Source organism: Sphingobium wenxiniae (assembly GCF_007830065.1).
Lineage (GTDB): Bacteria > Pseudomonadota > Alphaproteobacteria > Sphingomonadales > Sphingomonadaceae > Sphingobium > Sphingobium wenxiniae.
Genome location: NZ_VLKK01000003.1, coordinates 64540 through 90350, shown reverse-complemented (window position 1 = coordinate 90350; position 25811 = coordinate 64540). Strand labels below are relative to the sequence as shown.

The 25811-nt window shown below is 65.4% G+C and carries 24 protein-coding genes, 1 tRNA gene and 1 pseudogene; 14 read left to right on the top strand and 12 right to left on the bottom strand.

The window, feature by feature from the left end:
* Positions 1-26 precede the first annotated feature (26 nt).
* The 3 genes from IQ35_RS04740 to IQ35_RS04730 form a co-directional block, all read right to left on the bottom strand.
* Positions 27-2915 carry a M16 family metallopeptidase gene (locus IQ35_RS04740; RefSeq protein WP_145072122.1) on the bottom strand — a complete coding sequence of 963 codons (2889 nt, stop codon included), beginning with the start codon at positions 2913-2915 and terminating at the stop codon, positions 27-29.
* A 211-nt stretch (positions 2916-3126) separates the two neighbouring features.
* Positions 3127-4500 (bottom strand): DEAD/DEAH box helicase, encoded by a 1374-nt coding sequence (locus IQ35_RS04735; protein ID WP_021246709.1) that lies wholly within the window; start codon positions 4498-4500, stop codon positions 3127-3129.
* A 243-nt stretch (positions 4501-4743) separates the two neighbouring features.
* Positions 4744-5214: a pyridoxamine 5'-phosphate oxidase family protein gene (locus tag IQ35_RS04730; RefSeq protein ID WP_021246710.1), complete on the bottom strand. Its 471-nt coding sequence runs from the start codon at positions 5212-5214 to the stop codon at positions 4744-4746.
* Positions 5215-5316: 102 nt separating this feature from the next.
* Between IQ35_RS04730 and IQ35_RS04725 the strand changes: the two genes are divergently transcribed.
* From IQ35_RS04725 to IQ35_RS21390, 11 genes are all read left to right on the top strand, one after another.
* A complete protein-coding gene (locus IQ35_RS04725) occupies positions 5317-5892 on the top strand; it encodes a NifU family protein (RefSeq protein ID WP_021246711.1) in 576 nt (191 codons plus the stop codon).
* A 63-nt stretch (positions 5893-5955) separates the two neighbouring features.
* Positions 5956-6582, top strand: coding sequence for a tRNA (adenosine(37)-N6)-threonylcarbamoyltransferase complex dimerization subunit type 1 TsaB (gene tsaB, locus IQ35_RS04720; protein ID WP_021246712.1), 627 nt, complete (start codon positions 5956-5958; stop codon positions 6580-6582).
* Positions 6579-7058: a GNAT family N-acetyltransferase gene (locus tag IQ35_RS04715; protein WP_145072121.1), complete on the top strand. Its 480-nt coding sequence runs from the start codon at positions 6579-6581 to the stop codon at positions 7056-7058. Before tsaB ends, IQ35_RS04715 begins: the two co-directional genes overlap by 4 nt.
* Before the next feature lie 108 nt (positions 7059-7166).
* Entirely contained in the window at positions 7167-7589 is a 423-nt protein-coding gene (locus IQ35_RS04710) for a Ros/MucR family transcriptional regulator (protein ID WP_021246714.1), read from the top strand.
* A 111-nt stretch (positions 7590-7700) separates the two neighbouring features.
* The gene (locus tag IQ35_RS04705; RefSeq protein WP_021246715.1) at positions 7701-8123 is read left to right on the top strand and encodes a Fur family transcriptional regulator; all 423 of its coding nucleotides are present in this window, start codon (positions 7701-7703) and stop codon (positions 8121-8123) included.
* 4 nt (positions 8124-8127) lie between these two features.
* On the top strand, positions 8128-8886 hold the full coding sequence (locus tag IQ35_RS04700) for a lysophospholipid acyltransferase family protein (protein WP_145072120.1): 759 nt from the start codon (positions 8128-8130) through the stop codon (positions 8884-8886).
* A 9-nt stretch (positions 8887-8895) separates the two neighbouring features.
* Entirely contained in the window at positions 8896-10257 is a 1362-nt protein-coding gene (gene miaB, locus IQ35_RS04695) for a tRNA (N6-isopentenyl adenosine(37)-C2)-methylthiotransferase MiaB (protein ID WP_145072119.1), read from the top strand.
* Between the two features lie 102 nt (positions 10258-10359).
* Entirely contained in the window at positions 10360-11358 is a 999-nt protein-coding gene (locus IQ35_RS04690) for a PhoH family protein (protein WP_021246718.1), read from the top strand.
* Entirely contained in the window at positions 11351-11863 is a 513-nt protein-coding gene (gene ybeY / locus IQ35_RS04685; RefSeq protein WP_145072118.1) for an rRNA maturation RNase YbeY, read from the top strand. The genes IQ35_RS04690 and ybeY overlap by 8 nt, the downstream gene beginning before the upstream one ends.
* An 8-nt stretch (positions 11864-11871) precedes the next feature.
* On the top strand, positions 11872-12822 hold the full coding sequence (locus tag IQ35_RS04680) for a hemolysin family protein (RefSeq protein ID WP_145072117.1): 951 nt from the start codon (positions 11872-11874) through the stop codon (positions 12820-12822).
* A gap of 224 nt (positions 12823-13046) precedes the next feature.
* On the top strand, positions 13047-14531 hold the full coding sequence (locus IQ35_RS21390) for a DUF2142 domain-containing protein (protein ID WP_145072116.1): 1485 nt from the start codon (positions 13047-13049) through the stop codon (positions 14529-14531).
* Positions 14532-14585: 54 nt separating this feature from the next.
* Here the strand turns inward: IQ35_RS21390 and IQ35_RS21790 are convergent.
* The 4 genes and pseudogenes from IQ35_RS21790 to IQ35_RS04655 form a co-directional block, all read right to left on the bottom strand.
* Positions 14586-14837 (bottom strand): annotated as a pseudogene (locus tag IQ35_RS21790) (phosphatase PAP2 family protein); the annotation flags it as partial.
* A gap of 283 nt (positions 14838-15120) precedes the next feature.
* Positions 15121-16536: a dihydrolipoyl dehydrogenase gene (lpdA, locus tag IQ35_RS04665; protein WP_021246722.1), complete on the bottom strand. Its 1416-nt coding sequence runs from the start codon at positions 16534-16536 to the stop codon at positions 15121-15123.
* A 30-nt stretch (positions 16537-16566) separates the two neighbouring features.
* A complete protein-coding gene (locus IQ35_RS04660; RefSeq protein WP_021246723.1) occupies positions 16567-16968 on the bottom strand; it encodes an acyl-CoA thioesterase in 402 nt (133 codons plus the stop codon).
* Entirely contained in the window at positions 16968-18275 is a 1308-nt protein-coding gene (locus IQ35_RS04655) for a pyruvate dehydrogenase complex dihydrolipoamide acetyltransferase (RefSeq protein ID WP_021246724.1), read from the bottom strand. Before IQ35_RS04655 ends, IQ35_RS04660 begins: the two co-directional genes overlap by 1 nt.
* A 193-nt stretch (positions 18276-18468) precedes the next feature.
* Here IQ35_RS04655 and IQ35_RS04650 point away from each other — a divergent pair, with 193 nt between their 5' ends.
* Positions 18469-18924: a universal stress protein gene (locus IQ35_RS04650; protein ID WP_021246725.1), complete on the top strand. Its 456-nt coding sequence runs from the start codon at positions 18469-18471 to the stop codon at positions 18922-18924.
* A 3-nt stretch (positions 18925-18927) separates the two neighbouring features.
* Here the strand turns inward: IQ35_RS04650 and rnr are convergent, their stop codons facing one another.
* The 5 genes from rnr to IQ35_RS04625 all read right to left on the bottom strand — a co-directional run bounded on the left by rnr (position 18928) and on the right by IQ35_RS04625 (position 24807).
* A complete protein-coding gene (gene rnr / locus IQ35_RS04645) occupies positions 18928-21258 on the bottom strand; it encodes a ribonuclease R (protein ID WP_145072114.1) in 2331 nt (776 codons plus the stop codon).
* Positions 21259-21337: 79 nt separating this feature from the next.
* Positions 21338-21412: transfer RNA gene (locus IQ35_RS04640), tRNA-Thr, on the bottom strand.
* Positions 21413-21438: 26 nt separating this feature from the next.
* The gene (locus IQ35_RS04635) at positions 21439-22293 is read right to left on the bottom strand and encodes a hypothetical protein (protein WP_145072113.1); all 855 of its coding nucleotides are present in this window, start codon (positions 22291-22293) and stop codon (positions 21439-21441) included.
* Entirely contained in the window at positions 22290-23600 is a 1311-nt protein-coding gene (locus IQ35_RS04630; RefSeq protein WP_021246728.1) for a replication-associated recombination protein A, read from the bottom strand. The genes IQ35_RS04635 and IQ35_RS04630 overlap by 4 nt, the downstream gene beginning before the upstream one ends.
* A gap of 28 nt (positions 23601-23628) precedes the next feature.
* Positions 23629-24807: a glycosyltransferase family 4 protein gene (locus tag IQ35_RS04625; RefSeq protein WP_021246729.1), complete on the bottom strand. Its 1179-nt coding sequence runs from the start codon at positions 24805-24807 to the stop codon at positions 23629-23631.
* Positions 24808-24932: 125 nt separating this feature from the next.
* Here IQ35_RS04625 and IQ35_RS04620 point away from each other — a divergent pair, with 125 nt between their 5' ends.
* Together IQ35_RS04620 and IQ35_RS04615 are read left to right on the top strand one after the other, a co-directional pair.
* Positions 24933-25151: a hypervirulence associated TUDOR domain-containing protein gene (locus IQ35_RS04620; RefSeq protein ID WP_021246730.1), complete on the top strand. Its 219-nt coding sequence runs from the start codon at positions 24933-24935 to the stop codon at positions 25149-25151.
* Between the two features lie 94 nt (positions 25152-25245).
* On the top strand, positions 25246-25758 hold the full coding sequence (locus tag IQ35_RS04615) for an RNA polymerase sigma factor (protein ID WP_145072290.1): 513 nt from the start codon (positions 25246-25248) through the stop codon (positions 25756-25758).
* Positions 25759-25811 lie beyond the last annotated feature (53 nt).

The window sequence follows — 25811 nt, the reverse complement described above, 5'->3', positions numbered from 1 at the left end:
CTGTGCCGTGATCCGGCGCCTGCCTTTCATTGTGCGGCAACGCCGTCCGGCAGGACCACGGCCGACCAGCTTTTCGCCGGCACCAGATATTTTGCGGCCAGCTTCTGAATGTCGCCCGGCGTGACGCTCAGCATATCCCTGGCCATCGTCTGCATCGCCTGGACATAACGCGGATCATGGGTGGCGCCTTCCATCTGGTTCATCCAGAAAGCATTGCCCGTCCCCGCCCGCATCAACAATTGCTGCATGGGAGCAACCGCCCGCTGCAATTCGTCCTGCGTCACTGCCGTTGCGGCGAGATCGGCCGCCGTTTCCTTCACCACATCGTAGAAATACTTGACCCGGTCGGGCCGCACCTGGCTCGACACCAGGATATATCCGCCGCTTTCCTGGGAAAAGGGCCAGTTGTTCTGGACGTTGGGCGAATAGGCCGAACCCTCCGTGGACCGCAATTTGTCGAACAGGCGGTCGTTGAATATCTGCGTCAATATCTCAAGCTGCCGCGCCTCCCTGGTCAGGGCAAAGCCGCCCGAGGTCGGCCAGGCCATGACGGCGGCCGCCTGTTCCTTGTCGCCTTCATGGCGCAGCACCACGGGTTTTTCGACATGGGCGGGGAAGCGCATCACCCGGTTCCTGGCCGGTGCCGGCGTATCGGGGCGGGCAGACAGCGCGCCGAAGGTCGCGCCCACGGCCTTGATCGCGTCCTCCGCATCCACCTGGCCGAACAATTGCACCTCGATCGGCCCAGAAGCCAGGATCGGCTCCCATGTCGCGCGAAAGTTTTGGGGCGACAGCTTCTCGATTTCCTCGCGGGACGGCGTGCGGAAGCGCACATCCTTGTCATGCAGCAGCCAGTTGAGATCGCGGCCCAGCACGGAATCGGGGGAACGCGACATCGCATCATAGGCAACCATCGCGCCGGTCTTGACGCGCGCTATCGGGGCGGGGTCCCAGCCGGGAGCCGCCAATTTGGCCGCGAAGAGCCGGAGTTGGTCCTTGTAGTCGGCGGGACGGGTGACGGCCTGAAACTCGAAGGCGTCGTCGTCGATGGAAAACTGCATCCCCATCCGGCGGCCGTTGGTCAGATCGTCCAGTTCCCGCTGGCCCAGCTTGCCGATCCCGCTCGCCACCAGCGCATAGTCCGCCGCCCAGCTCGGCACTGGTCTGGTGGGAGAAAAGGCCTGCTGGCCATGGCCGAAGCGGACGTTGATCCGCACCTTTTCGGTTTCGGCGTCATTGGCGAACAGGGTCAGCTTGACACCGTTGGAATAGGTGATGCTCTCCATCCCCTTGAGGCCGATGGGCGCGCGCGACACGACCGTGCCGGGGGGACCGAGCGGCGGCAGGTCGTCCATCGTCACCGCCTTGTCGGCCAGCCGCGCATTGGCGGCGGCCTGCACGGGAGCCGCCACCGCCGAAGCAAGCCGCGCGTCCAGCCCCGGCTGCGCCTTGCCGGTGATCAGCAGCGCGCGGAACACGCCTGCGGAGAACAGCCGGCGGGTGGAATCGAGGATCTTCTGCGGCGTCATGGCGGGCTTGCCCGACCGGAAGATGTCGAGCGCGGCCTGCGGGCTGACCGTGGTTTCGCGGATGTCGACCGCGCTCACCAGATCGGTCGCCTGTTTCGCGCCCGCCTCCGTATCGGCATTTTCAACCTGGATCGCGAGCGCCGTGTCCATCTGGGCATAGTCGCGGTCGATTTCCTGCTGGCTGGGCGGCGTGGTCTTCGCGTCCTCGATAATGGCGCGAACGTCCTGCAATGCCTTTTCCCAATTCTCGCCAGACGGCAGGATGGTGACGAAGGTGCCGTCGGCGGAGCGGCTGATATCCTGCTGCTCGGCGCTCGCCTGGAGGAAGCTGCCGCCGCCGCGCGCCGCCGCTTCCAGACGGCGGCTGACGATCTGGAGCGCCAGCATGTCGGTCAGCTTGTCCTGATTGTAAAGGATCGTGTCGGCACGCGGTTTCCATGGCCGCAGCCATGCCATCGTGACGCCCAGCGGAACGCCCGGCTCCACGGCGACGGCGGTGGCCGGGGCCTTGGGGTCGGGCGCGCCGAAATCGGGGAGCGCAGCCCCCTTCCCCGCCACGGTCCAGGCGCCGAAATTATCCTTGATGAGCTGTTCGGCGAGCGCGGGATCGATGTCTCCCGCCAGCGCGACCACGGCATTCTCCGGGCGATACCAGCGCTGGTGGAACGCTTCCATCTTCGCGGCGGTCACGGCGTTCAGGGTCGCGACGGTGCCGATGGGGCTATGGTCGGCAAGCGGCTGGCCCGCGAAGAAATGTTTCCGGCTGGCTTCGGAAATCCGCATCTGCGGCCCGTCGCTTTCGCGGCGCTCGGCGAGGACCACGGCGCGCTCGGCATTGACGGCGCTCTCGACGATATTGGGATCGGCCATCATGCCGGCGAGTATCTTGAGGCTTTCGCCCAGACTGGCCTGCGTCGCTTGCGGCAGGTCGAGCGCATAGGTGGTGCCGGTGGGCGTGGTCTGGGCATTGCTGTCGCTGCCGAAGGTAACGCCCAGACGCTGCCAGATGCGTTTGGATTCGCCGTCGGGAACATGGCGCGATCCCCGGAAGGTCAGATGCTCCATGAAGTGCGCATAGCCAAGCTCGTCGGCATTCTCCATCAGCGATCCGGCGTCGATGCGCAGGCGGATGGACACTTGCCCCGGCGGCACGCCGTTGCGGCGGATGGCGTAGCGCAGGCCGTTGGACAGCGTGCCGAAATGCCACGCCGTGTCGATCGGCACGTCGCTGTTCTCATACAGCCAGGGGCGCGTTTCGGCCTTGGTGGAACCCGCGATAGGAGTGGAAGGCGTTTCCGTCCTTGCCGCCAGCGGCGCGGGCGCACCTGCGAGCAAGAGAGCGAGGACGGACAGCGAGGCGGCGGAACGCCGGAAAGGAAAAGTCATAGGCACGGGAGCCTAACGACATTTTCCTGAATGACCACTGACAAAGCGCCGTTCCGAACGGGACGCGCGGCGCAGGACCGGGCATTGATTCACGCGAAGGCGCGAAGGCGCGGAGGATATAGGCGCCGCGAGGCGCCTTCGGGATTTGATCTCCGCGCCTCGCATGATCCAAAAGTGCCGCACGCTCCCGCCTTCGCGGCAGGGAGAAGGTTTAGCGCTGGCCCGTCCGCTGCACCGCGCCCTTATGCGCGCCCACGCCGCTGCGACGGCGGCGGAAAGGCTTCTTCTTGGCGGGCGCTGCTTCGCCGTCCGGGCGATGGGCGCGGTCGGGCGTGCCGCGCTGCTGCTGGTCCTGATAGCGGCGCTGGCCGTCGGCACGCCTGGCCTGCTGCTCGGAAGTCTGCGGCTTGCCCTTGCGCGGGGGCGCTGCCTTGGGGAGGTTGCGGACCGCTTCCATGAAATTATCGGGCAGCGGCACGATCTCCAGCTTGACCTTTGCGGTCCGCTCGATGGCCTTGAGATAGGGCCGCTCGTCATCCGCCACGAAGCTGATTGCAATGCCTTCCGCCCCGGCGCGGGCCGTGCGGCCGATACGGTGGACATATTGCTCGGGCACATTGGGCAGCTCGAAATTGATGACGTGGGACACGCCCGACACGTCGATGCCGCGCGCGGCGATGTCGGTCGCGACCAGCAGCTTCACATGGCCGTGACGGAAAGCCTGGAGCGCGGTGGTGCGCTGGGCCTGGCTCTTGTTGCCATGGATGGCGACGGCCTGGATGCCCGCCCCTTCCAGGAAACGCACGACGCGGTCCGCGCCATGTTTGGTGCGGGTGAAGATAAGGGCGCGGTCGATCGGCTCATTCTTGACGGTCAGGGTCAAAAGCGCCTGCTTTTCCGCCTGATTGACGAAGGTCGCCTGCTGGCGCACGCGCTCGGCCGTGGTGGATTGGGGCGCGACGCTGACCTTCACCGGATCGTTCAGGAACTGCGCGGCGAGCGCCTCGATCTCCTTGGGCATGGTGGCGGAGAAGAAGAGGTTCTGCCGCTCCTTGGGCAGCAGCTTCGCGATGCGGCGCAACGGATGGATGAAGCCCATGTCCATCATCTGATCGGCTTCGTCGAGGACGAAGATTTCCGTATCCTTGATGGTGAAGGCGCGCTGCTCCATCAGGTCGAGCAGGCGGCCCGGCGTGGCGACGACGATATCGACGCCGCGGCTCAGCGCCTTGATCTGGCGGTTGATGGGTACGCCGCCGAAGACGACTTCGACCGAGAGTTTCAAGAAACGCCCATAGTCGCGGAAGCTCTGCGCGATCTGCGCGGCGAGTTCCCGCGTGGGCGACAGCACCAGCATCCGGCACCCGTTGAGCGGCGTCTGCTTGGGATTGCGGGCGAAATGGTCGAGGCTGGGCAGCGCGAAGGCCGCCGTCTTGCCGGTGCCGGTCTGGGCGATGCCGCACAGGTCGTGCCCCTCCAGCAGGACGGGGATCGCCTTTTGCTGGATCGGCGTGGGAACGGCATATTGCTTGGCGGAAAGGGCCTTCAGAAGCGGTTCGGCAAGGCCAAGTTCGGTGAACTGCATTTAAAATGACTTCCATTGCAAAGCCCGCGCCTTCGCAAGATGCGGGCGCGGGGCGGGTGACGAAACGACCCGCGTGACAAGGGAAGCCTCAAAAACGAAAACACAGGAACTGCTCCGGCTAGTCCCCGCAGGGACGTTCACGCCGCCAGAGAACGGAGCCATCGGCTCCTCAGCCGCATGGCATATGATGCAAATATAAGGAAAAAGCAAGCAGCCGCGCGAATCCGGCGGCTGCTTGCACTGTCAAAGCGGGACTTCGGCGTGCTTTTCCTGCATCCCCCTGCGCGCGTCGCCGCCGAACAGCTTGTGGAAGAGGCCGCTTGCGGCACTGTCCGCGCACCAGATTTCCGCCGTATCGAGGTCGAAACGCAGCATCAGCAGGTCGGGATCGTCGCGTCCGCCCGGATACCATGCGGCGACATCCTGCGACCAATAGCGCTCGACGATCGCCGGATCGCTTTCCAGCGCCAGGGTTCCGTCGATGCAGGCGAAAAGATCATGGCCCTTCGCAACGAACTGGGCCATGGCGGGTCCGCCGGTAGCCAGCCGGTTGCCCTTGCTGGAATAGAACCAGAAACAATGGTTGGCGTTCGCGTCCAGTTGCGCCGTCATCGGCATGGCGTGGTCCTGCGTTCCTTGCAGGGAAACCATCAGAAAAGGACTGTGCGACAACTCCTTCCAGAAACGGTCCCGAATTTCGGTCTCGGTGCTCATGCGCCCTTCTCCTCTTTCATGGGGTCTATCGATCAATGTCCGCCATGCGGGGAAGTTCCGCCGGCGCTTGATCTTCGGCCTTTCCGACGCCACATAGCGCACATGTTGATTGAGACTGAAAACACGCCCAACCCGGCGACCGTCAAATTCCTTCCCGGCCGCCCCGTCATGGGCAGCGGCACGCGCGACTTCGCCAGCCCGGAGGAAGCCGAAGCATCCCCGCTGGCCGAAGCCCTGTTCGGGCTGGGCGATGTGACGGGCGTCTTTTTCGGGAGCGACTTCATTTCCGTGACCATCGCGCCGGGCGCGGAATGGAGCGACGTGAAGCCTGAAATATTATCGATCCTGCTCGATCATTTTTCAGCGAACATGCCGCTGTTCACGCCGGGCAGCGCAGGGGACATCACGGTCCCCGCCGATGAGGAGGACTTCGCCGACGATCCCGAAGATGGGGAAATCGTCGCGCAGATCCGCGAACTCATCGATACGCGGGTCCGTCCGGCGGTCGCCAATGACGGCGGCGATATCGTCTATCGCGGGTTCGACAAGGGCACGGTTTACCTGCGGATGCATGGCGCCTGTTCGGGTTGCCCGTCCTCCACCGCCACGCTCAAGAACGGCATCGAGCAGCTTTTGAAGCATTATGTGCCCGAAGTGACGGAAGTCCGCGCCGTCTGAGGCATTGCGCCCGCCCGCATATCGCGGCATTGGGCGAATCCTCGACGCTCAAGGGAGTTTTGCTTGCGACTGCTCGTCATCGACACCGCGACACAGGCGCTGTCCGTCGCGCTGCTGGATGACGGGAAGCCCGTCGGGCGCTTCCACGACATTGTCGGGCGCGGCCATGCCGAAGCGTTGCTGCCGGTGATCGCCGCCCTGCCCGGCGGAGGCCGCGCCGATGCCATCGCGGTGGACAGCGGCCCCGGCAGTTTCACCGGCGTCCGCATAGGGATCGCGGCGGCCAGGGCGCTGGCGCTGGCCTGGCGCATTCCCGTCCACGGCTATAGCGCGCTGGCGCTGGTCGCGGCGAAGGCTGCGCGGCAGCATGAGGATGGTCCGCTGGTCGTCACCATCACGGGCGGGCACGGCGAACTGTTCTGGCAGAGCTTTGCTCCAGACGGTCTGACGCCCCTGACCCAGCCCGCCTCCATGCCGATTGCCGCGCTCGCCGAACACACCGGCGCTTCCATCTTCTATGGTCCCGGCGCGGACGCCCTGGTCACGGCAAAGGGCATGGGCACGGCTGTCGCCCTTTATCCCGACGCGGCCGATTATCCCCTGATCGCATCGCTGCCGCCTCTCCCGCCTACGCCGGTCTATGGGCGCGACGCCGATGCGCGCCCGATGGCGGGGAGCGTCGCGCCATGATGCCCGACATCGTCCTCGACACCTATGACGAGGGCGAGCGCAACGCGCTGGCGGACGCCATGGACGTCATGGTCCGCGCTTTCGACCCCGTCTATGGCGAGGCGTGGACGCTGCCGCAGATATCGGGCGTGATGCTGATGCCGGGAACCTGGCTCACCATCGCGCGGCTGGACGCCACGCCGCTGGGCTTCGCGCTCGTCCGGTCGGTGCTCGACGAGTGCGAATTGCTGCTGCTGGCCGTCGATCCCGCATGGAGGGGCCGCGGCATCGGCGACGCGCTGCTCTCCAGCAGTCTTTCCACCGCCCGCCGTAGGGGAATCACGTCCATGAATCTGGAAGTGCGCGCCACCAACAGCGCAATCAAACTTTACGAAAAATTCGGATTCGAGTATGTACATCGGCGCCCTGGTTATTATCGCGGTAATGATGGACAACTTCACGATGCTTTGAGTTTGCGGCGGGACATGACGATATGACCGGCCCCCTTGCCAGATTAGACGGAAAAGTATAGCGGACACTGGCCGCTCATCCATAAGCTTTCGCAGGGCGGGTCGCATCTAGTTGAAGCTTTGCAGGAAAAGAAAATGGAAAACGAATCCGCCCAGAACGAACTGCTGATTACTTTGACCTCGGACATCGTCGCGGCGCATGTTTCCAATAACAGCGTGGCCGTTTCGGACGTCGCGACACTTATTCAGAATGTGCATACGGCCCTGACCAATCTGTCTGCTCCCGCGCCCGCGCCGGAAGTAAAGCCGGAACCCGCCGTTTCCGTGCGTTCTTCCATCAAGCCGGATTATATCGTCTGTCTGGAGGACGGTAAGAAGCTCAAGATGCTCAAGCGTCACCTGATGACCCACTATCAGATGACGCCGGAAGATTATCGCGCCAAATGGGGTCTGCCCGCCGACTATCCGATGGTCGCGCCCAATTATGCCGAACAGCGCCGCACGCTGGCGAAGAAGATCGGCCTGGGCACCAAGCGCCGCCGCGCGCGCGGCAAGTAATCGGTTCGCCCGACGAGAAACGGAGGGGGCGCGGACCCGCCCCCTTTTACCTGACGGCAAAAGGCGTTAGGTTCTCCGACCTATATTGTCCCATTCAGCCGGCGAACAAAAATGAACCGCAAGATCGACGTAGAAGCCCTGTGCCATGAAAAGGGCCTTCGCATCACCGAGCAGCGCCGGGTAATCGCTCAGGTCCTGAGCGATGCGGAGGACCATCCCGATGTCGAGGAACTGCATCGGCGCGCCGCCGCGATCGACGCCGGCATCTCCATCGCCACGGTCTACCGCACCGTTCGCCTGTTCGAGGAAGCGGGCATCCTGGACCGGCACGATTTCGGCGACGGCCGCGCGCGCTATGAAGCGGCGCCCGAATCCCATCACGATCATCTAATCGACGTGGAGACGGGCAATGTGATCGAATTCGTCGATCCTGAACTGGAACAGCTCCAGAAGCAGATCGCCGAAAAGCTGGGCTTCCGCCTGGTCGATCATCGGATGGAACTGTACGGCGTGGCGATCGACCGCAAGAGCTGATCGCTTGGGCCGGATACGCCGTTTCCTGCGTCTGGTCGCGCTGGCGGCCAGCCTCCTCCTCTGCCTTCCGCTTCATCTGCTGTGGCGCGCCTTCGGGCGTTCGTCGCCATGGCCGCGCCGCTTCCTGGCGCTGGCGGCGCGGTCCGTGGGCGCGCGGGTCAAGGTCGCGGGAAAACCGGTGGCGAGCGACCTGTTCCTGATCGCCAATCATGTGAGCTGGGTCGACATATTGGCGCTGGGCGGCGCGACCGGCACCGCCTTCGTCTCGCATGACGGCGTGGCGCGCTGGCCGGTGATCGGCTGGCTGGCGGCGCAGAACAACACGCTGTTCGTCTCACGCGAAAGGCGCGGCGCGCTGGCGGCACAGATAGAGGCTTTGCGGGACGCGATGGCGGGACATCAGCCGCTGGCGATCTTCCCCGAAGGCACGACCGGCGACGGGCGCGCCCTCCTGCCCTTCAAGCCCGCCTTGCTGGCCGTATTGCTCCCGCCGCCGCGCAATGTGCTGATCCAGCCGGTGCATATCGACTATGGCCTCGCGGCTCCCGATATCGCGTGGCACGGTAACGAACCGGCGGGGAGCAACATGAAACGGCTGCTGGAGCGCAGGGGACGGCTGGATGTGACGCTGCGTTTCCTGGAGCCTTTCGACCCCACGCGCTGCGGCGACCGCAAGGTCATTGCCGCCATCGCGCGCGAACATATCGTGGCGAGCATCGCAATGCACCTGCCGCCTTCCGCTCCGCACGATGGCACTGTATAGCTGGACCGCATGAATCGTAACGACACGCCCCCAAAGCCAGACAAAGCCCCGGCCACCTTCCACGTCAAATCCTTCGGCTGCCAGATGAACGTCTATGATGGCGAGCGCATGGCCGAGATGCTGGGCGAGCGCGGCATGACCCCCGCAGCCGAGGGCACGGACGCGGATCTCGTTATCCTCAACACCTGCCACATCCGCGAAAAGGCGGTGGACAAGGTCTACTCCGATATCGGCCGCCTGCGCCGGGAGGACGGCACGCGGCCGATGATCGCGGTCGCGGGCTGCGTCGCGCAGGCCGAGGGCAGAGAGATCAGCCGCCGCGCCAGAAGCGTCGACATCGTCGTCGGCCCGCAAGCCTATCACCGCCTGCCCGACCTGATCGACAAGGCTGGTCGCGGTGAGGAAGCGGTCGACACCGACATGCCGCTCGCGTCCAAATTCGGCGCCCTGCCCGCTCGGACCAAGCAGGCGCGGCCCACGGCTTTCCTCACCATCATGGAAGGCTGCGACAAATTCTGCACCTATTGCGTGGTGCCCTATACGCGCGGCGCTGAGATCAGCCGGTCGTGGGATGCGATCCTTGACGAGGCGAAGGCGCTGGTCGAGGGCGGCGTGCGCGAAATCACGCTGCTGGGCCAGAACGTCAATGCCTGGACCGGAGAGGACGGCAAGGGCCGGATGCAGGGCATGGACGGCCTTGTCCGCGAACTGGCGAAGGTCAACGACCTTAAACGCATTCGCTACACCACCAGCCATCCCAACGACATGAGCGACGGCCTGATCGCCGCCCATGGCGAGGTGGAAAAGCTGATGCCCTTCCTCCATTTGCCGGTGCAGTCGGGCAATGACCGCATCCTGAAAGCCATGAACCGCAGCCACAGCGCGGACAGTTATTTGCGGATCATCGAGCGGGTGCGGGAAGCGCGGCCCGACATCGCCCTGTCGGGCGACTTCATCGTCGGCTTCCCCGGCGAGACGGACGCGGAGTTCGAAGATACTCTGAAGATCGTCGAGCAAGTGCGTTACGCGCAATGCTATTCCTTCAAATACAGCCCCCGCCCCGGCACGCCCGCCGCCGACATGGACGGCCAGATTCCGGCCGAGGTGATGGACGAGCGGCTGGCGCGGCTTCAGGCGCTCATCAACCAGCATCAAGTGGCGTTCAACACCGCCGCCATAGGCCGCCGCACGGACATATTGCTGGAGCGCAAAGGCCGTCATCCCGGCCAGCTCATCGGTAAGACGCCGTGGCTCCAGTCGGTCCATGTCACCGCGCCGGACCTTGCCATCGGCGACATGGTGGAAGTCGATATCGTCAGCGCCGGCCCCAACAGTCTGGCCGGTGAACCCAGCAGGAGGAAAGCCGCTTGAACCAAAGCCTCGTCAATCCCGCACCGGCGGGAAACCATCTCCCCCGACCATGGCGATGCGCCCTGACACAGAGATGGAAGACGAGCGAGGGAGGCTGCTGACATGAGTAAGAAACCGCATCAACGGGCCGAAGCGGGCGAACGCGCGCGGCTCGAAGTCACCTTCGAGCGCCCGCACCTTCTGGGCGCGCTGTTCGGGCAATATGACCAGAACCTCGTGGCCATTGAAAACCGGCTGGGCGTCTATATCGCCGCGCGCGGCAACAAGCTCCAGATCGAGGGCGACGCCGAAGCCGCCGCCCGCGCCCGCGACGTGCTGACCGGCCTCTACAACCGCATCGCCGCGGGGCAGGAGATCGACGGCGGCGCGGTGGAGGCCGTCATCGCCATGTCCGCCGAACCGACGCTGGACGGCATCATCCGCCATGACGTCGCCGAACCGCCCAAGGTTATGATCCGCACGCGCAAGAAGACCATCGTGCCGCGCTCCGCCACGCAGGTCACTTATATGGAGGCGCTGACGCGCAACGACATCATCTTCGCGCTGGGACCGGCAGGCACGGGCAAGACCTACCTAGCGGTCGCGCAGGCGGTGAGCCAGCTTATCTCCGGCTCGGTCGACCGCCTCATCCTCTCCCGCCCCGCCGTGGAAGCGGGCGAGCGGCTGGGCTTCCTGCCCGGCGACATGAAGGAGAAGGTCGATCCCTATCTGCGGCCCATCTACGACGCGCTTTACGACACGCTGCCCGCCGAACAGGTGGAACGGCGGATCGCGAGCGGGGAGATCGAGATCGCGCCGCTCGCCTTCATGCGCGGGAGGACGCTCTCCAACGCGTTCATCGTGCTGGACGAGGCGCAGAACACCACCGTCGCGCAGATGAAGATGTTCCTCACCCGCTTCGGCGAGAACAGCCGCATGGTGATCTGCGGCGACCCGCGACAGGTCGACCTGCCGCAGCCGGGCATTTCGGGCTTGGCCGATGCCGTGTCGCGTTTGCAGGGCGTGGAGGGCATCGCGATCGTGCCCTTCAATGTCGGCGATGTCGTGCGCCATCCAGTCGTCGGCCGGATTGTTCAGGCTTATGAGGGCCCTGATGCTTGATATTGCCATATTGCTGGAAGACGGCTGGCCAGGCATCGACTGGGAAGAGCTGGCGGAACGGGCCGTGACCGCCGCCATCGCGCACAGCCCCTACGCCGCCTTCGTGAACAGCGCGGCCACCTATGAGATCGCGGTCAAGCTGACGTCCGACGAGGAAGTGCATCAGTTGAACCGCGCCTATCGGGACAAGGACAAGCCGACCAACGTCCTCTCCTTCCCCATGGTGCAACGCGACCTGTTGGAGGGCACCGCGAATACCGACGATGGCGAGGTGCTGCTGGGCGATATCGTGCTGGCCGAAGGCGTCTGCGCCCGTGAAGCGCAGGGCAAGGGCATCTCCATCGCCGATCACGCCGCGCATTTGATCGTGCATGGGACTTTTCATTTGCTGGGATATGACCATATGGTCGATGCCGAAGCCGAGGCGATGGAGGCGCTGGAAATCCGCGCGCTTGCCAATCTTGGCCTGCCTGATCCCTATGGGGATCGCGAAACAGGGGACTAGGGACGATTATGGCTGAGGGCAGCCCGAAGGACGGCAATGGCAACGGCTCCAAGGAACCGGACAGTAGTAGCCATGAGGGCGGTTTATGGAGCGGCCTGAAGGCGCTGCTCTTTGGCGAGGATGAGGGGCATAGCCTCCGGCGCGAGCTGGAGGAAGCGCTCGACGAATATGACGAGGATGAGGAGCAGGGCGCGCCCTCCCCCTCCAAAGGCGACCTGTCGGCGATCGAACGGCAGATGGTCCGCAATCTCCTGCATTTTTCCGAACATACGGTCGATGACGTCGCCGTCCCCCGCGCGGACATCATCGCCATCGAGGAAAAGGCGAGCTTCGCGGACCTTGCCGCACTGTTCGCGGAAGCCGGGCACAGCCGCATCCCAGTCTATCGGGAAACACTCGACACCATCGTCGGGATGATCCACATCCGCGACGCCTTCGCCATAATGGCGGGCAAGTCGCCGGTGCCGGACACGCTGGAGCCGCTGATCCGGCAACCGCTCTATGTGCCTGAAAGCATGGGGGCGCTGGACCTGCTCGCCGAAATGCGGGCGAAGCGGACGCATCTGGCCATCGTGCTGGACGAATATTCGGGCACCGAAGGGCTGCTGACCTTCGAGGATCTGGTCGAGGAAATCGTCGGCGAGGTCGAGGATGAGCATGACGAGGAGCCCGAAGCGATGCTGGTGCCGCTGGAAGGCGGCCTGTGGGAAGCGGACGCTCGCGCCGAACTGGACGACGTGGCCGAGGAAATCGACGAGAAGCTGGGCGACGTCGAGGAAGATGTCGACACGCTGGGCGGCCTTGCCTTCGTGCTGGCGGGCCATGTGCCGGAACCGGGCGAAATCATGGAGCATCAGCAAAGCGGCTGGAGGCTGGAAGTGCTGGCCAGCGACGGCCGCCGCGTGACGCGTCTGCGGCTGCATCCGCCGGAAGAACGGGTGGAGCTGGGGGAGGTGTAGAGGCTTCGGATTGCCGCGAAGGACGTTCCTGCCGCTGCCGCCATATCCGGTCGTCATGCTGAACTTGTTCAGCATGACGATAAAACAAATAACCGCAAATGGCCGCAATCGGCCATCGCAGCATTTGGGTGTGCAAACGCGATAATCGCCATTTCCAAATATTAAGATTTCCGCCCTACCATTCGCCCGGATGACCGCACTGGCGGTGTTTGGGGAGCGGGGTGATGCGGCAGGAGCGGATGTCTTGGGCGGCGACGCGGGCGGATATGCTGGTGGCGCCGGCATGGTCGACGCTGGAAAAGCTGCTGCTGGCCGTTATCTGCGCCGCGACGCTGTTTTTCGCGCTGGTGACGCCGCCTTTCCAGGCTCCCGATGAAAATCAGCATTATATGAAGGCGCTGTTGCTGTCCGAGGGGCGGACGCTGGCGGAGCAGCGCGGCGAGAGGATCGGCGCTGAGCTTCCCCGCGCGGCGCTGGACCTTCATGCCGTGGATTTCCCCAGCGATGTGCCGCCCGCGCCGCGCCGTTTCGAGCGGGGAACGCTCACCCATGCCTGGGCGGCCGATGCCGCGCGGCCGGGCAGATATTTTGCCGATTTCCCCAATGTCGCCAATTATGCGCCGACGCTTTATGCGCCGGGCGCGCTCGGGCTGGTCGCGGGCGATGCGCTGGGGCTGCCGCGGCTGGGCGCTTTCTATGCCGGGCGGTTCGTGAATGCGCTGGCGGCGTTGGCGATGCTGATTGCCGCGCTCCGCCTGTTGCCTTTCGGCCGGATTGCCCTGCTCGCGACGGCCCTGCTGCCGACATTCTGCTATCAGAATGGATCGCTGTCGCCGGATGCCGTCATCAACGGCCTCGGCTTTCTGGGCCTGGCGCTGGCGCTGCGGGTGGGATTCATGGGCAGCGCGCCGCTGCGTTCGGCGGGCCTGTTTGCCATCGCGCCGCTGCTGGCGCTGGCCAAGGGCGTCTATCTGCCGCTGATGATGGCGGGGCTGCGCTGGCCGCAGGGGCGGCGGGACCGCCGCGCCTTGCTGCTGATCGCCGCGATAGCGGCGGGCGGCGCGGCCTTCATGCTGTGGATGAAGATGTCGGGCGGCAGCCAGGCGCTCTATCACATCGTTTCGCGCAAGACCGGCGAGGCGGTCACGACCGCGCCGCTGGCCGATCAACTGGCGGTGATCCTGCATGATCCACTTGCCTATGTCCGCATCCTCTGTTCCAGCGTGGTCGAGCGTGCACCGGTCTATGCACTCCAGATCGTCGGGCGTTTCGGGTGGAATGCCATCCTGCTGCCGCTTGCAGCCTATGCGTTGGGCGCGGTCATGCTTGGCGCGGCGGTGTTGAGCGGGTCGGGCGCGCGCTTCGGTTTCGGGCAGAGGCTATGGTGGCTGGCTGTCGCGGCGGGGGTCGCGCTGCTGGTCGAAACCGCCATGTATCTGACGGGCACGGCGCTCGGCGCGGATTATATCCAGGGGACGCAGGGGCGCTATTTCCTGCCGGTTCTGCCGCTGGTGCTGCTCGCCCTCATGCCCGGCGATCCGGTGCGGGGCGCGCGCGCGGTCTTTGCCGGGGCGGCGATGATCCTATTGGCGGTCGCGGCGCTGTGCGTGGTGGACAGCTTCTGGGTCCATGGCTTCGTCACCACCGACGGAATGCCTCCGCATCAAAGTCTGGTGCGGGCGCTCCTCCTGCCCTCCCCCCGCTGGTAGCCAGACGCGGCACAGGGCCAGCCAGCCCAATCCTTCGATCCATCCCGCGATCACGTCGCTGGGCCAATGCACGCCCAGCCATACGCGGCTGGCGCCGATCAGCGCAATGACCACGGACGCCGCAACATAAGCGGGCCACCGTCCCGCCAGAATCGCAAGCGCGCCAAAGAACATCATGTTTCCCGCCGCATGGCCGCTGGGAAAGCTGTAACTGTGCACAATATCCAGATGCGGCAACAGATCGGGACGCGGCGCGGAAAAAATCTGCTTCAACAAAAGGTTAAGCAGCGTTCCTCCCGCCGCCATCGAAGCAAGCCATGCCGCCCCGCGCCGCCGCCCACGCCAGATCAGCACGGCAAGCGCGATGCCCAGCAACAACAGCCGCCCGCCCGTGCCTCCCATCGCCGAAGCGAATTGCATGAAGGCGGTGAAATGCTGTCCGGCCGCGCTGTCTCGCAGGCGGCCGGCTTCCGTCATCACCCCCTCATTCAGCCCAGCGAGCGCGCCTTGCCGATGAAGCAGCGCGATGAGGACAATACAAAGAAGCGCCAGAGCCAAGGCCCCCGCGCCCCTTTTCCATGCCCGCCCCTCAGATATGGAGCGCGCGTCCATAAGCCGCCAGCACGCTTTCATGCATGGCTTCGGAAATGGTCGGGTGCGGGAACACCGTTTCCATCAGTTCCGCCTCGGTCGTCTCCATCGTCTTGCCGATGGTATAGCCCTGGATCATCTCGGTCACTTCCGCGCCGATCATGTGCGCGCCCAGCAATTCGCCGGTCCTGGCGTCGAACACGGTTTTCACGAACCCTTCCGCTTCGCCCAGCGCAATCGCCTTGCCGTTGCCGATGAAGGGGAAATTGCCGACCTTGACCTCATAACCCGCTTCCTTCGCCTTGGCTTCGGTAAGGCCGACGGAGGCGATCTGCGGATGGCAATAGGTGCAGCCGGGAATGTTGCGGACGTCCATGGCATGGGGATGCACATCCTTGTTGCCCAGCGCCTGCGCGATCGCCTCGGCAACGATGACACCTTCATGGCTCGCCTTGTGCGCCAGCCATGGCGGCGCGGTGACGTCGCCGATGGCCCAGATGCCGTCGACATTGGTGCGGCCGAAAGCGTCCGTCTTGATGTGGTAACGCTGATCCGGCTCCACGCCGACATCTTCCAGACCCAGATTCTCGACATTGGGGACAATGCCGATGGCGACGATCACATGGCTATATTCGGCCGTGATGTCCTTGCCCGCCTTGTCTTTAATGGTCGCGTTCACGCCCTTGTCGCCGGTCTCGATCTTCTCGATCTTCGCGCCGGTCAGGATTTTCATGCCCTGCTTGATCAGCGCCTTTTCGAGGAAGGCGGACACATCCGCATCCTCCACCGGCACGATCCGGTCCATCATCTCGACCACGGTGACGTCCGCGCCCATGTCGTTGTAGAAGCTCGCGAACTCGATGCCGATCGCGCCTGAACCGACGACCAGCAGCTTGCCCGGCATTTCCGGCGGTGTCATGGCGTGGCGGTAGGTCCACACGCGCTTGCCGTCCGCCTTGAGCCGCGGCAGGTCGCGCGCGCGCGCGCCCGTGGCGACGATGATGTGCTTTGCGCCAAGTTCCTCGCTCTTGCCGTCCTTCGTGACGGACAGCTTGCCTTTGCCGGTCAGCTTGCCGTCGCCCATATGCACGGCGATCTTGTTCTTCTTCATCAGGTGCGTGACGCCCTGATTGAGCTGTTTCGCGACGCCGCGCGAGCGTTTCACCACGGCGTCCAGATCCGCGCTGATCTTCTCGGCGGCAAGACCGTAATCCTTGGCGTGCTGCATATAGTGGAAGATTTCGGCGGAGCGCAGCAGCGCCTTGGTCGGGATGCAGCCCCAATTGAGGCAGATGCCGCCCAGATTCTCGCGCTCGACGATCGCCGTTTTCAGCCCCAGTTGGGCGCAGCGGATCGCGGCCACATAGCCGCCGGGACCGGAACCCAGAACGATCACATCGTAATTCTCAGCCATAGATCACACTCGTTTCTTGATCGGGTTGTTTCATTCAGCCGGGATCGGCGGGACAAGGCGGGGCTTCCGGTCTTCGCCGATGGCGACGAAGGTGAAGGTCGCCCGCGTCACGCGATAGGATCGGTCGTCATGCCGCGTCCGCCGCCATGCCTCCACGTCGATCCGCATCGACGTATGGCCCACGCCCGCCAGCTTGGCATAGACGGAGACTTCATCCCCCACGACGACGGGGCGCAGGAAGGTCATGCCCTCCACGGCGATGGTGACGGCGCGCCCTTTGGAATGGCGGGCCGCGACCGATCCGGCGGCGGAGTCCATGAGGCTCATCAGCCAGCCGCCGAAAATATCCCCATAGGGATTGGTGTCGGCGGGCATGGCGATGACGCGGACGGCGGGACTGCCGGCAGGGGGCTGTTCTTCCGCCTGCGGCATCAGGCCAGCATTCCCAGCGGATTTTCCACCAATTGCTTGAACGCCTGCATCAGGCGCGCGCCGTCGGCGCCATCGATGGCGCGGTGATCGAAGCTGCCCGTCGCGGACATGACGGTCGCGATCTGGAGGCTGTCGTCGACGACATAGGGCCGCTTCTCGCCCGCGCCGATGGCCATGATCATGCCCTGCGGCGGGTTGATGACGGCTTCGAACTGCTTGATGCCGAACATGCCCATGTTCGACAGCGACGCGGTGCCGCCCTGATATTCCTCCGGCTTGAGCTTCCCTTCCTTGGCGCGCCCGGCCAGGTCCTTCATCGCGGTGGAGATGGCGGCGACGCCCCGGCTGTCCGCCTGCGTCACGATCGGGGTGATGAGGCCGCCCGGAATCGACACCGCGACGGAAATGTCGGCGCGCTGGAACTTCAGCATCTGGTCGCCGGCGAACTGCACATTGCATTCGGGCACCTGGATCAAGGCGACCCCCAATGCCTTGATAAGCAGATCGTTGACCGACAGCTTGACCCCGCGCGGCGCCAATCCGTCGTTGAGTTCCCCGCGCAGTTTCAAGAGCTTGTCGAGCTGAATGTCGACGGTCAGGTAAATGTGCGGCACCTGCTGCTTGGATTCGGTCAGGCGGCGCGCGATGGTCTTGCGCATGTTCGACAGCTTGACCACATCGTGCGGGATGCCGAAGTCCTGCACGGCGGCAGGCGCGGCCGCAGTGGCGGGCGCGCGCGCCGCGGAGGGAGCGGGTGCGGAGGGAGCGGCGGCAGGCGCGGCCACGCCGGGTTTCGCGCCTTCCAGATCGGCCTTCACGATGCGGCCATTGGGACCGGAGCCGGCGACGCTGGCCAGATCGACACCCTTTTCCTGCGCCAGGCGGCGGGCCAGCGGGCTGGCCTTGACCCGGTCGCCGTCCTGCTTCGCGGGGGCCGGAGCAGCCGCCTGCGCGGGCGCAGCGGCGGGCGCTTCCTCAGCCTTGGGCGCAGGGGCGGCCTTCGCTTTGGGCGCGGGCGCGGCGTCCGGCTGGCCGCCGTCCTTCGCGGCTTGGGCCACATCTTCTCCCTCTTCGGCCAGAATGGCGATGACGGCGCCGACTTTCACGCCTTCGGTCCCTTCGGCGACCAATATCTTTGCGATGGTGCCTTCATCGACGGCTTCGAACTCCATCGTCGCCTTGTCCGTTTCGATCTCCGCCAGAAGGTCGCCCGATGACACGGCGTCGCCTTCCTTCACCAGCCACTTCGCCAGTGTCCCCTCCTCCATGGTCGGGGACAGGGCAGGCATCTGGATCGTCTTGCTCATGCGGTGGGGCCTTTTTCTTGTCGCATATTCGGTCAGCTCAAAGCCTTCACAGGTCGTTTCGGCCCTTTAAGGGAAGCGGTCAAGGGCGCGCCTTGCGCCCGGTGCGATTATGCAGCACATTTCACCCAGTTGGTTCGCCGGGCCGACGCAGAGGGGTTTTGGGGCAGTCGGCGGCATTTGAGGGGCATGGATTGTGCGGACATATCTGGTTGTCGTGGACGAATCGCCCGAAGCGGAAACGGCGTTGCGCTTCGCCGCGCGCCGGGCGGCGAAGACCAATGGATCGGTCCGCATCCTCGCCCTCGTCCCGCCTTCGGAATTCGTGCAATGGGGCGGCGTGCAGGCCACGATGGAGGACGAAGCGCTTCAACGCGCCGAAGCGCTGGTGACGAGCGCGGCGGGCACGTTGACCGACGAATCCGGCATCCGCCCCACCATCACCGTCAAGCAGGGCGATCCCGTCGCCGTCGTCCGCGCGACGCTGGACGAAATGGACGATGTCGCCGCTTTGGTGCTGGGCGCGGCGGCGAGCGGCAATCCGGGCAAGCTCGTGTCGCACTTCGCGGGCGCGGACGCGGGCAAGCTGCCCTGTCCCATCATGGTCATCCCCGGCGGGCTGGACGCGGAGGCGATCGACCGGCTGAGCTGATCCTCAGCGCTTCTTGTGCCTGCCCCGCGCGCTGCCGATATGGCGGATATTGGCGGGGCGGCCGCGCTTGATGCCCCCCGGCCGCGCGCGATCCTTCCTGAAACTCGGCCGCTGCGGCGGCGCATCGGGCAGTGCGAAGCGCAGCGCGCCGTTGATCGGGTCAGCCTCCGCCAGCCGCAATTGCAGACGCTGGCCCACGGTATAACGCTCGCCGCTTTCCACGCCTTCGAGCGCGCGCGCCGCTTCGTCATAATAGAAACGCTCGTCGCCCAGCGTCGATACCGGCACCAGCCCGTCGCCGCCCAGCCCTTCGACCGTGGCGAAGAAGCCGAAATTCTGGACGCCGGTGATCCGCGCCTCGACCAGTTCGCCGACATGGGCCGCCAGGAAGGCCGCGACATAGCGGTCGACGGTTTCCCGCTCCGCCTCCATCGCGCGGCGTTCATGCTGGCTGATCATCTCGCCCACGCGGCCCATATTCTCATAATCCTCGCCGCTGAGCGCGGTCCGGTCGGGCAGCGCGCCGCCCTTGGGCGCGGGCAGTTCCAGCCCATGGGCGCCCACCAGCGCCCGGTGCACCAGCAGGTCGGCATAGCGGCGGATCGGCGAGGTAAAATGCGCGTAGCTGCCCAGCGCCAGCCCGAAATGCCCCATATTCTGCGGGCTGTAATAGGCCTGCGTCTGGCTGCGCAGGATCTGCTCCATGATCTGCGGCTTTTCCTCCGCCTCCCCGACACGCTCGATCAGGCGGTTGAAGGTGGACGGCTTGATGACCTGCCCCAGCGCGAAATCGATGTCGAAGGTCGCGAGATAATCCTTGAGCGCCACCAGCTTGTCGCGGCTGGGCGGTTCATGGTCGCGATACATGACCGGCGCCTTCTTGGCCTCAAGCGCCTTGGCGGCGGCGACATTGGCGGCGATCATATAGTCTTCGATCAGCATATGCGCGTCGAGCCGTTCGCGCACGGCGACGCTGGTGATCTTGCCCCATTCGTCCAGCACCACGCGCCGTTCGGGCAGGTCCAGCGCCAGCGGATCGCGCTTCTCCCGCGCCTTGCGGAGCAGCGCCCAGCACGCCCAAAGCGGCCTCAGCGCCGGTTCCAGCAGGTCGTGCTCCTTCGTCCCGTCAATCGCCGCCTGCGCGTCCTCATAGGCGAGCACCGCCGCCACGCGGATCACCGCGCGGGAAAAGCGCCATGACGTCACCTTGCCCTTTGCATCGACGACGAGGTGGCAGGCCATGGCCGCCCTGTCCTCCCCCGCGCGAAGCGAGCACATGTCCGAGGAAAGCTGGTGCGGCAGCATCGGCACGACGAGGTCGGGGAAATAGACGCTGTTGCCGCGCTTGCGCGCTTCCCGGTCGAGCGCGCTGCCGGGGCGGACATAATAGCTGACGTCCGCGATGGCGACGATGGCGCGATAGCCGCCCGGATTGGCGGGATCGTCATCCGGCGCGGCCCATACGGCATCGTCATGGTCGCGCGCGTCCGCCGGGTCGATGGCGACGATGGGCAGGTGGCGCAGGTCTTCGCGCTTGTCCTCATGCAGCGGCAGCTTCGAGGCCGTGACCGCCTCCTCCTCCGCCTGTTCGGGAAAGACATGGGGGATGCCATGCTTGTGAATGGCGATCAGGCTGAAGCTGCGGGGCGCGAAGGGATCGCCCAATATGTCCGTGACCCGCGCGGTGATGCGGGGCGGGCGTCCGACCGGCTCGGCCAGCACCAGATCGCCGGGCTTGGCCGTGCCCGCGTCGGAAATGGGTGTATCCCGGCGGATGCGCTTGTCGACGGGGCGCAGCCACAGCTTGCCGACGCCATTTTGTTCTTTCGGCCCTTCCTCCACCACGCCCAGCAGTTCCTCGCTGGCCTTGGCGAGCTTCTTCATCGGGTGCGCGACCCAACCGCGCCCGGCTTCCTCGGTGCGCGCCAATATCCGGTCGCCGATGGTGAGCGCGCCGCGCTTCCCTCGCTCCACCACGCGCAGGCGCGGCGCGGGCTGGCCCTCCGCCTCCCAGCGTTCGGGCGTGGCGATCAGGGTCGTGTCGTCCACATCGACGATCCGCAGCACCGTCACCTTGGGCACGCCGCCCATCTTGTGAAAGGCGCGCGCGGGGCCGATGTCGATCAGCCCTTCGTCGGCCATGTCTTTGAGCAATGCCTTGAGCGCGATCTTCTCCTGCCCCTTGAGGCCGAACGCCTTGGCAATTTCGCGTTTGCCCGCAGGCTGGTCGGAGGAGGTGATGAATTCCATCACCTGATCGCGGGTCGGGAATCCGGCGGGGCGCACCTTGTCGCGCGGAGGCGCGGATTTCTTCTGCTTCTGGGTAGATGCCATGGCCCTGCTATAGGGAGCGCCCGGCCCCCGCGCCAGTGCGACGGGGAATAAAGACGGACAGCGCCAGGCTATTTGAAGATGGTGCCGGATGAGGGGATCGAACCCCCGACCTTCGGTTTACAAAACCGCTGCACTACCGCTGTGCTAATCCGGCCTCGCTGTCCGGGGACGCCCATACTATCAGATGACGCCGAACGTCCAGCCCTCAGTCGCGGCGATTTGCATATCGAGCGGCGTGGGCCGCCAAAGCGCGCTTCTTCCCGCCGCGCCGCGCATCCATGCGGCGGTAAGAAGCGCGTCCGCGCCATGATCGTCCGGCGCCGGCCCGGCATAGGGCGCGCAGCCCAGCACCGACAGGGCGTCGTTCAGCGCCGCCATGTCGCGCATCTTGGTCCGCCCTTTGGGCCGTCCGGCGGCGCGGGCGGCGATGCTGGTATATATCTCGACCACCAGCGAGCCTTGGCCCGGAAGCGGATCGAAAGGCCATATCGGCACATGCGGCCGGACCCGGTGCAGCAGGCGCATTCCCGCAAAGCTCGCCTTCGCCACCTGCGCCGCGCCGATGGCGTCATAGACGGTGGAGGGCTTGCCGCCGCCGCCCGCATTGTAATGCGCTTCGCAGACGCGGTTGTGCATGAAGTCGGCCTTCACCCCATCCGCCTTGCCGAAATAGAAATGGCGGCGATGCGTGCTTTCCAGCAGGCTGGCCGCGCCCAGGTCGATATCCTCGCAAATCCGGTCGACATAGGCCCAGAAGTCCGGTCCGCTTTCCGGCGTCGCTTCTCCCGGCAGATAGCCGCCCCGCGCCACGAAGGGCGGCGCGAAGCTGAAATCGAAGCCGAACAGCGTTGGCTTGTCCTTCGCGGCCTCGATCACCCAGTCCGCGACATCAATCCGCGACCAGACGCCGCCGGGGGCTTCCACCATGGCAGGGGCGCCGCCCCCTTCGCAGGCCGCGACCGCGATCCCCTTATGCCGCGCGCCCTTGGCGCCCGACCAGTCAATCGCGACGAACCGTTCAAAACGGGGCGTCACGCCTCTCCCTGCTCCCGCCGCAGCTTGTTCCAATAGGCGATGCGTTCGGCCACCCGCGCCTCGAAGCCGCGCTCGGTCGGCTCGTAGAAGGTCTGCGGCCCGATTTCCTCCGGCCAGTAATTCGCGCCGGAAAAGCCGTCGGCCGCGTCATGGTCATATTCATATCCCTTGCCGTAGCCGACCTGCTTCATCAGTTTGGTCGGCGCATTGAGGATATTCTGCGGCGGCATCAACGATCCGGTGTCCCGCGCCGATTTCCACGCGGATTTCATCGCCTTATAGGCCGCGTTGGATTTGGGCGCGGTGGCGCAATAGAGACACGCTTGCACGATGGCGAGTTCGCCTTCGGGACTGCCCAGGAAGTCATAGGCATCCTTCGCCGCAAGGCACTGCACCAGCGCCTGCGGATCGGCGAGGCCGATATCCTCGCTCGCAAAACGCACCAGCCGCCGCAGCACATAGAGCGGCTCCTCCCCCGCCGTCAGCATCCGGGCGAGATAGTAAAGCGCCGCCTGCGGATCGGACCCGCGCAAGGATTTATGCAGCGCGGAGATGAGGTTGTAATGCCCCTCCCGATCCTTGTCATAGACGGCGACGCGCCGGTGGAGCAGCGCCGACAGCCCCGCCGGATCGAGCGCCTCGGGCAAATCGATGGAATAAAGCGTCTCCACCTGATTGAGCAGGAAGCGCCCGTCCCCATCCGCGCTGGCGATCAACGCCTCCCGTGCGGCGGCGTCCAGCGGCAAAGGGCGCTCCATCAGCGCTTCGGCCCGGTCCAGCAGCAATTCCAGCGCCGCCGCGTCCAGCCGCCGCAGGATCAGCACCTGCGCGCGGGAAAGAAGCGCGGCATTCAGCTCGAAACTCGGATTCTCGGTCGTCGCGCCGACCAGCGTGACCGTGCCGTCCTCGACAAAGGGCAGGAAGCTGTCCTGCTGCGCCCGGTTGAAACGGTGGATCTCGTCCACGAACAGCAATGTCCGCTGCCCCATCCGAGCATGATCCTTCGCGGCGGCAAAGACCTTCTTGAGGTCCGCGACGCCGGAAAACACCGCTGAAATCGGCTCGAACCGCATGCCCACCGCATCTGCGAGCAGGCGGGAAATGGTGGTCTTGCCCGTCCCCGGCGGTCCCCACAGGATGATGGAGGACAGCCGCCCCGCCGCCACCATCCGCCCGATCGCGCCGTCCGGGCCGGTCAGGTGATCCTGCCCCACCACGTCGGTCAACGTGCGCGGGCGCAGTCGGTCGGCCAGCGGGCCGCCCTCGGCCTCCGCCGAAACGTCATCCTGTGCGAAAAGATCTGCCATCGCTCCCGATATAGGGATGCTTTGCCGTTCAGGGAACCGGGCTGGCCTTCATCATCGCGCCGTGCGCGCGCTGACGGATGATCCGCAGATAAGTGTCGACCAGCGCCTGATTGACCTGATCCCAGCCATAACGCTCCGCTTCCGCCATCGCCGCCCGTCCGGCCTGCGCGCGCGCGGCGCCGTCCGTGCAATAGCCCTGCAAGGCGTCGGCGAAGGCCCCGATGGCACCCGGCCGGATCAGCCGCCCCGTCACGCCGTCCGTGACCAGGCTTTCGCTGCCCGTCGCGCGCGCCGCGACGGTGGGCAGCCCGCAGGCCATCGCCTCCAGCGTCACATTGCCGAAGGTTTCCGTGACGGACGGGTTGAACAGCATGTCCATGCTGGCGACCGCGCGGCCCAGGTCGGGGCCTTTCTGGAATCCGGTGAAGATCGCCCGCGGCAGGCGGTTCTCGAACCACTCCCGCGCCGGGCCTTCGCCCACCACCAGCACCTTATGCCGTACCTGCCGCGTGACGAGCTGGTCGATGGCGTCGGAAAAGACGTCCAGCCCCTTTTCCATCACCAGCCGCCCGACGAAACCGATGACGGGCATGTCATCCTCGATCCCGACCGCGCGCCGCCAGGCGATGTCACGGCGGCCCGGATGGAAGATTTCCCGGTCGATGCCCCGCGTCCAGATGCCGACATCATAGCTCATCCGCTGTTCGCGCAGCAGTTGCGCCATGGATTCGGACGGCGCGACGATGGCGTCGCACCGGCGATAGAAACGGCGCAGCATCGATTCGATCACCGGCTCCAGAAAGGCCAGTCCGTAATAGCGGGGGTAAGTCTCAAATCGGGTATGGACGGAGGCGACGGCGGGCAATCCCCGCTGCCGTGCCCAGCTCACCGCGCGATGGCCGAGCGGGTCGGGGCTGGACACATGGACCAGATTGGGCGCGAAAGCCGCCAGATCGCGTCTCATCGCGCCCGACATGCGATAGGGAATCCGATATTCCGTGCGCCCCGGAACGGGGATGGAGGGCGCGCTCACCAGATCGCCGGTCGGTTCGAAGGCGGGCGTGTCGATCGTCGCGGAATAGACGCGGACCGCCGCCCCCTGCCGCAGCAGATAGCCCACGAAACGATTGAGCGCCTGATTCGCGCCGTCTCGCACATAGTTGTAATTGCCGCTGAAAAGCGCCACGCGCAGCCCGGTTGCATCCATCCCGGCCCCTTAACCCAGCCGGACCCAAAACCCAAGGGAACCGGTCCCGTCTTCGGACATTTTCCCGACGCCGGCGCAAAGGATGATGGAAATGCCGATGCCCCGTCGGGAAAGGATGGTCCTTCATGCTCGACAGCCTTCGCAAGGGAATGCGCGTCAGATGGAACCGCGGTCAGGGCGTCGCCCGAGGGCGGATCTCGGAATGTTTCGATCATGAGGTCGAACGGACGATCGAGGGCGTTCGGGTGCGCCGCAACGGCTCGCGGCACGATCCGGCCTGCCTCGTCATCACGGACACGGGCGCGCAGGTGCTCAAGCTGCGGTCGGAACTGAGCGCCGGTTGATTGCGCTCCGGCAAACCGTCATCAGCTTGCCAAGACCCCGCCCGCGCCTCTATTGCATCGCGCCTGAACGGCAAGCACTGGACCCTGAATGGACATGGCCGACGGCCTTTCCGCGATCTTCCTCCAGAACCGCCCTGCCCTGCTGCGTTTCCTGCGCGGGCGCGGCGCGGGCGAGGATGCGGAGGATATGTTGCAGGATATGTGGATGAAGCTGGAGGCGAAGGATCTGGGTCCGGTCGCCGATCCGCTGCCCTATCTCTACCGCATGGCCAATAATCTCATGCTGGACCGCTACCGCTCCGCCATCCGCCGCGAAAGGCGCGAGCAGGGCTGGGCGGAGAGCGCGGGCGGCGTGATGGCCGATCCCGCCGGCGACATCGCCGTCGACGAACGGATGATCCTGACGCAACGGCTGGAGGAAGCGCGCGCCGTGCTGCGCGGCCTTGGCCCGCGCGCCGAACTGGTATTCCGCCGTTTCCGCATCGAAGGCGTGGGCCAGCGCCAGATCGCGCAGGAACTGGGCGTCAGCCTCACCACCGTGGAGAAGGATTTGCAGAAGGCCTATCGCGCCATGCTGGCCCTCAAGCAGAGGCTGGATACGGAATGAGCGCGGCGGCGGCGTCACAGCCTGCAAGGGGTGAACAATGAACAGGGCCGATG

Bases quoted from the DNA above. Each gene is read 5' to 3' on its own strand.
- IQ35_RS04735 (WP_021246709.1), bottom strand. From the start codon at position 4,500: ATGCAGTTCACCGAACTTGGCCTTGCCGAACCGCTTCTGAAGGCCCTT.
- IQ35_RS04615 (WP_145072290.1), top strand. From the start codon at position 25,246: ATGGCCGACGGCCTTTCCGCGATCTTCCTCCAGAACCGCCCTGCCCTG.
- rnr (WP_145072114.1), bottom strand. From the start codon at position 21,258: ATGGCATCTACCCAGAAGCAGAAGAAATCCGCGCCTCCGCGCGACAAG.
- lpdA (WP_021246722.1), bottom strand. From the start codon at position 16,536: ATGGCTGAGAATTACGATGTGATCGTTCTGGGTTCCGGTCCCGGCGGC.
- IQ35_RS04690 (WP_021246718.1), top strand. From the start codon at position 10,360: ATGAGTAAGAAACCGCATCAACGGGCCGAAGCGGGCGAACGCGCGCGG.
- IQ35_RS04655 (WP_021246724.1), bottom strand. From the start codon at position 18,275: ATGAGCAAGACGATCCAGATGCCTGCCCTGTCCCCGACCATGGAGGAG.
- IQ35_RS21390 (WP_145072116.1), top strand. From the start codon at position 13,047: ATGCGGCAGGAGCGGATGTCTTGGGCGGCGACGCGGGCGGATATGCTG.
- IQ35_RS04705 (WP_021246715.1), top strand. From the start codon at position 7,701: ATGAACCGCAAGATCGACGTAGAAGCCCTGTGCCATGAAAAGGGCCTT.
- ybeY (WP_145072118.1), top strand. From the start codon at position 11,351: ATGCTTGATATTGCCATATTGCTGGAAGACGGCTGGCCAGGCATCGAC.
- miaB (WP_145072119.1), top strand. From the start codon at position 8,896: ATGAATCGTAACGACACGCCCCCAAAGCCAGACAAAGCCCCGGCCACC.
- IQ35_RS04660 (WP_021246723.1), bottom strand. From the start codon at position 16,968: ATGCCGCAGGCGGAAGAACAGCCCCCTGCCGGCAGTCCCGCCGTCCGC.
- IQ35_RS04710 (WP_021246714.1), top strand. From the start codon at position 7,167: ATGGAAAACGAATCCGCCCAGAACGAACTGCTGATTACTTTGACCTCG.
- IQ35_RS04715 (WP_145072121.1), top strand. From the start codon at position 6,579: ATGATGCCCGACATCGTCCTCGACACCTATGACGAGGGCGAGCGCAAC.
- IQ35_RS04725 (WP_021246711.1), top strand. From the start codon at position 5,317: ATGTTGATTGAGACTGAAAACACGCCCAACCCGGCGACCGTCAAATTC.
- IQ35_RS04620 (WP_021246730.1), top strand. From the start codon at position 24,933: ATGCTCGACAGCCTTCGCAAGGGAATGCGCGTCAGATGGAACCGCGGT.
- IQ35_RS04630 (WP_021246728.1), bottom strand. From the start codon at position 23,600: ATGGCAGATCTTTTCGCACAGGATGACGTTTCGGCGGAGGCCGAGGGC.
- IQ35_RS04730 (WP_021246710.1), bottom strand. From the start codon at position 5,214: ATGAGCACCGAGACCGAAATTCGGGACCGTTTCTGGAAGGAGTTGTCG.
- IQ35_RS04625 (WP_021246729.1), bottom strand. From the start codon at position 24,807: ATGGATGCAACCGGGCTGCGCGTGGCGCTTTTCAGCGGCAATTACAAC.
- IQ35_RS04740 (WP_145072122.1), bottom strand. From the start codon at position 2,915: ATGACTTTTCCTTTCCGGCGTTCCGCCGCCTCGCTGTCCGTCCTCGCT.
- IQ35_RS04680 (WP_145072117.1), top strand. From the start codon at position 11,872: ATGGCTGAGGGCAGCCCGAAGGACGGCAATGGCAACGGCTCCAAGGAA.